Source organism: Streptomyces sp. (assembly GCF_050698815.1).
In the GTDB taxonomy this organism is placed as follows: domain Bacteria; phylum Actinomycetota; class Actinomycetes; order Streptomycetales; family Streptomycetaceae; genus Streptomyces.
The window spans coordinates 1-4,674 of record NZ_JBOHCV010000662.1 but is presented as its reverse complement, the minus strand read 5'-3'; the positions used below and the strand labels follow the sequence as shown (position 1 = coordinate 4,674).

2 protein-coding genes and 1 tRNA gene are annotated in these 4,674 nt (G+C 70.1%); all 3 read right to left on the bottom strand.

The annotated features are described in order from the left end of the window. Window positions 1-63: 63 nt before the first annotated feature. On the bottom strand, window positions 64-252 hold the full coding sequence (locus ACRDP3_RS23800; protein WP_431519045.1) for a DUF6274 family protein: 189 nt from the start codon (window positions 250-252) through the stop codon (window positions 64-66). A 186-nt stretch (window positions 253-438) separates the two neighbouring features. Then, window positions 439-513, bottom strand: a tRNA-Asp gene (locus ACRDP3_RS23795). A 72-nt stretch (window positions 514-585) separates the two neighbouring features. Next, the coding region (gene hrpA, locus ACRDP3_RS23790; RefSeq protein WP_431519044.1) for an ATP-dependent RNA helicase HrpA at window positions 586-4,674 on the bottom strand (4,089 nt) is incomplete at its 5' end.

Sequence of the window (4,674 nt, the reverse complement as noted above, 5' to 3'; positions counted from 1 at the left end):
GAACGCCGTGCTCCCGGCGCCGCCAGCGTGACACCGAACAGCCCGGCAGGCGACCGGCTTTGACTAACTCGCCGCCGAACTGCTCCCGGTGTCCCCGGGTTCATCCGCCGAGGGCTCCATCGCGAGGCGCAGCAGGCGGTGGCAGACGGGGCAGTGCCGGGTCACGTGACGGAAGCGGGCGGCGGCGGCCAGGTGTGCGCGCAGCAGCGCCTTGGTCTCGTGCCGTGGCGGGCCGTTCGGAGTCGTCGGCATGCGTCCACCTCCGTCAGCAGACGTACCGCCGACGCCGGGGGCCGTCAAGGAGCGCCGGTGGGGCACACGAAGCGTGGGCGGCGCCCGCCGCACAGTTGCGGCTCGGCGGCTGCGCCGCGGGTGCGGCCGGGTCGGACAGCACTGCGGCCCGCCCCCTTGCTCGGGGACGGGCCGTTTTCTTCTCTGCGGTCCTGACGGGATTTGAACCCGCGGCCTCCACCTTGACAGGGTGGCGAGCACTCCAAACTGCTCCACAGGACCTCGCGCTGGCGCGAGACGTGACTCTACAGCAGGTCAGAGAGCGGCGCGAACTCACTTAGTGCGAACGCTCCGTCACCCCTCGGGGGCCGCCGCGTCCACTGCCCTCATGATCCGTTTGTCCGAGATCGAGTACGCCGTTCCCAGCGCGTGGGCGAAGTAGCTGACCCGCAGTTCCTCGACCATCCAACGGATGTCCAGGGCTGCCTGTGGCACGGGGCGCCCCTGCGGGAACTGCTCCAGCAGCCACAGGTATTCGTCCTGCATCTCCTTCACCTTCGCCATCCGCGTGCGGTCGCGCTCTGCGTTGTTCGGCAGCTGCTGGAGACGGCGGTCGGCCGCGACCAGGTAGCGCAGCAGGTCCGGCAGCCGGCCGGCCCCGTGGCGGGTGACGAAGCCGGGGCAGAGCAGCCCCTCCAGCTGTTCGCCGATGTCCGCGCGGGAGGGCTGCAGGGTGGGGCTGGTGACGCCCCGCAGGCGCTGTTCGCACGAGTGCCAGGCCGCCAGTACCTCCTGCACCTGGTTGACCGTCTTGAGCGTGGCGTCGACCAGGTCCGCGCGTACGGCGTCGAAGAGCTTGCGGAAGGACTCCTCGTCCCAGGCCGGTCCGCCGTGTGCCGCGATGAGGCGGTCGGCGGTGGCGGTGACGCAGTCCGTGAAGAGGGCCTGCACGCTGCCGTGCGGGGAGCGGGAGAGGGCCAGCTTCTGCGGGTTGGACATCTTCGAGGCGGCGAACTTGGCCGGGTCGGACGGGATGTTGAGCAGGATCAGCCGGCGGGTGCCGAGCCGCATGGCCTGCCGCTGCTCCGCCTCGGTGTCGAAGAGCCGTACGGCGACGGAGTCGCCGTCGTCGGCCAGGGCCGGGTACGCCTTCACGGGGTGGCCGGCGCGCTCGGCTTCGAAGACGCGGGGGAGGGTGCCGAAGGTCCACTCGGTGAGCCCCGTACGGCCGGCGAGCGCTGAAGCCGCATCGCCGGCCGCCGCTGCCGCCGTGGGCGCGGGTGCGGATGTCCGCGTCTCCCCCGCCCCCTGCCCGTCAGTCTGCCGCGGCGCCTGCCGCGTCCGCGCGGAGGAGGATTCGAAGGCGCGGGCGAGGGCGGCCTGCGTCTTGTCCCGCAGCCGGAGCTGGAGGTCCGCCAGGTCCTTGGACTCGGCCAGCGTGCGGCGCCGCTCGTCGGTCACCCGGAAGGTGACCTTGAGGTGGTCGGGGACCTTCTCCAGTGCGAAGTCCTGGCCGGAGAAGCGCACCCCGACCATCCGCTGCAGCTCACGCGCCATCGTGCTGGTGAGCGGTTCCTGGCCGGGCGTCGCCACCGCCAGGAACCGGGTGGCGAAGTTGGGCGCCGGTACGTAGTGCCGCCGGATCGGCTTGGGCAGCGAGCGGATCAGCTCGGTGACCAGGCCCTCGCGCAGGCCGGGGATCTGCCAGTCGAAGCCCTCGGGCGTGATCTGGTTGAGCACCTGGAGCGGTACGTGCACGGTGACGCCGTCGGCGTCGGCGCCCGGCTCGAACTGGTAGGTGACGCGCAGCGTGAGCTGACCCTGCTGCCACACGTCCGGGTAGTCGGCCTGACTGATGTCCTCCGCACGCTCGTTGATGAGCATGGACTTCTCGAAGTTGAGCAGGTCGGGGTCTTCGCGGCGCTGCTTCTTCCACCAGGAGTCGAAGTGGGCGCCGGACACGACGTGTTCGGGAACGCGCTCGTCGTAGAAGTCGTACAGGGTCTCGTCGTCGACCAGGATGTCCCGGCGCCGGGCCCGGTGTTCCAGCTCCTCGACCTCGTCGAGGAGTGCGCGGTTGTCGCGGAAGAACTGATGGTGCGTACGCCAGTCGCCCTCGACCAGCGCGTGCCGGATGAAGAGATCGCGGGCGGTCTCCGGGGCGATACGCCCGTAGTTGACCTTGCGCTGGGCGACGATCGGCACGCCGTAGAGCGTCACGCGCTCGTACGCCATCACCGCCGCCTGCTTCTGCTCCCAGTGCGGCTCGCTGTGCGTCCGCTTGACCAGGTGCTGGGCCAGCGGCTCGATCCACTCCGGCTCGATACGGGCGTTGACCCGCGCCCACAGCCGGGACGTCTCCACCAGTTCCGCCGACATCAGCCAGCGCGGCGGCTTCTTGAAGAGCGCCGAGCCCGGGAAGACCGCGAACTTGGCGCTGCGGGCGCCCAGATACTCGTTCTTCTCGGTGTCCTTGAGCCCGACGTGCGACAGCAGTCCCGCCAGCAGCGACTGATGGACGGCGTCGGCGGAAGCCTCCTGGTCGGACGCGGACAGCTGGATGCCCATGGTCTTGGTGACCTGGCGCAGCTGTGCGTAGATGTCCTGCCACTCGCGTATCCGCAGATAGTTGAGGAACTCCGCCTTGCACATCCGGCGGAAGGCGGATGAGGACAGCTCCTTCTGCTGCTCGCGCACGTAGCGCCAGAGGTTGAGGAGCGCGAGGAAGTCGCTGGTCTCTTCCCGGAACCGGGCGTGCTGCTGGTCCGCCTGCTGCTGCTTTTCCGCGGGCCGCTCGCGCGGGTCCTGGATGGACAACGCGGCGACGATGACCATGACTTCGCGTACGCAGCCGTTGCGGTCCGCCTCCAGCACCATGCGGGCCAGCCGGGGGTCGACGGGGAGCTGGGCGAGCTTCCGGCCGGTCGGGGTGAGGCGGTTGCCCTTGTCCTTGTCCTTGGCGTCCTTGACGTCCTTGCCCGTGCCCGCCGCCTCGAGGGCGTGCAGTTCCTCCAGCAGTTGCACGCCGGCCTTGATGCTGCGGTGGTCCGGCGGGTCGATGAAGGGGAACTTCGCGATCTCGCCGAGGCCGGCCGCGGTCATCTGGAGGATGACGGAGGCGAGGTTCGTACGCAGGATCTCGGCGTCCGTGAACTCCGGCCTGGCGAGGAAGTCGTCCTCGGAATACAGCCGGATGCAGATGCCGTCGGACGTACGGCCGCAGCGGCCCTTGCGCTGATTGGCACTGGCCTGGCTGACCGGCTCGATGGGCAGCCGCTGGACCTTGGTGCGGTGGCTGTAGCGCGAGATGCGGGCGGTGCCGGGGTCCACGACGTACTTGATGCCGGGGACGGTGAGGGAGGTCTCGGCGACGTTCGTGGCCAGGACGACGCGGCGGGTGGAGTGCCGCTGGAAGACGCGGTGCTGCTCGGCGTGCGAGAGGCGTGCGTAGAGGGGCAGGATCTCGGTGCCGCCCGCGCGGTGGCCACCGCGCGTCAGCCGTTTCTCCAGCGCGTCGGCGGTGTCCCGGATCTCGCGCTCACCGGAGAGGAAGACCAGGACGTCGCCCGGCCCCTCGCCCTGAAGCTCGTCGACGGCGTCGCAGATGGCCGTGACCTGGTCCCGGTCCTTCTCCTCGGAATCCTCCTCGAGCAGCGGGCGGTAGCGCACCTCGACCGGGTACGTACGCCCGCTGACCTCGACGATCGGCGCGTCACCGAAGTGCCGGGAGAAGCGCTCCGGGTCGATGGTCGCCGAGGTGATGACGACCTTCAGCTCGGGGCGTCTGGGCAGCAGCTGCGCGAGATAGCCGAGCAGGAAGTCGATGTTGAGGCTGCGCTCGTGGGCCTCGTCGATGATGATCGTGTCGTACTGGCGCAGCTCCCGGTCCTGTTGGATCTCCGCCAGCAGGATGCCGTCGGTCATCAGCTTGACCAGGGTGTGGTCCTTGACCTGGTCGGTGAAGCGCACCTTCCAGCCGATGGCCTCTCCGAGCGTCGCGCTCAGCTCCTCGGCGACCCGCTCGGCGACCGTACGCGCCGCGATCCGGCGAGGCTGCGTGTGGCCGATGACGCCGTGGACGCCGCGGCCCAGCTCCATGCAGATCTTCGGGATCTGGGTGGTCTTTCCGGAGCCCGTCTCGCCCGCGACGATCACGACCTGGTGGTCGCGTATCGCCGTGAGGATGTCGTCCTTCCGCTGGCTGACCGGCAGCTGCTCCGGATAACTGATCGCGGGCAGCGCCGCACGCCGGGACGCCACGCGCAGCTCGGAGTCGTCCATGGCGGCGGCGATCTCCGCGAGCACGGCGGTCCGCGCCTCGGGCTTACGGATCTTCCGGGCACCCTCGAGCCGCCGCCCCAGCCGCTGCTGGTCGCGGAGCATCAGCTCGGGCAGGCGCCGGCGCAGCGCGTCGAGGGACGGGGAAGGAGCAGGGGAAGGGGA

Bases quoted from the DNA above. Each gene is read 5' to 3' on its own strand.
- ACRDP3_RS23800 (WP_431519045.1), bottom strand. From the start codon at position 252: ATGCCGACGACTCCGAACGGCCCGCCACGGCACGAGACCAAGGCGCTG.